This is a genomic window from Delftia sp. ASV31 (assembly GCF_016428765.1).
GTDB classification, from domain to species: Bacteria; Pseudomonadota; Gammaproteobacteria; order Burkholderiales; family Burkholderiaceae_C; genus Comamonas; species Comamonas acidovorans.
The window spans coordinates 1-319 of sequence record NZ_JAELTK010000258.1; the positions used below are offsets into that span (position 1 = coordinate 1).

Consider the following 319-nt stretch of genomic DNA (forward strand, 5'->3'; position numbering starts at 1 on the left):
GCGGGTCTTGGCCTGGCTGGCCTGCTCGGCATGGTCCTTGGCGGCCTGCAGCTCGGCATCGGTGCGCTTGTGGGCGGCGATCTCCTGCAGCAGCAGCTGGTTCTGGCGCTCGGACTCGTCCTGGGCCTGTCTCTTATACACATCTGACGCTGCCGACGAAATGCGAACAGTGTAGATCTCGGTGGTCGCCGTGTCATTAAAAAAGGGGGGGGGGGGGGGGGGGGGGGGGGGGGGGGGGGGGGGGGGGGGGGGGGGGGGGGGGGGGGGGGGGGGGGGGGGGGGGGGGGGGGGGGGGGGGGGGGGGGGGGGGGGGGGGGGG

At 75.5% G+C, this 319-nt stretch carries 1 protein-coding gene; it reads right to left on the bottom strand.

Translation table 11 applies throughout. The annotated features are described in order from the left end of the window. Nucleotides 1–319, bottom strand: a 319-nt coding sequence (locus JHD82_RS29285; protein WP_199140414.1) for a hypothetical protein, incomplete at both ends; no start/stop codon positions are given.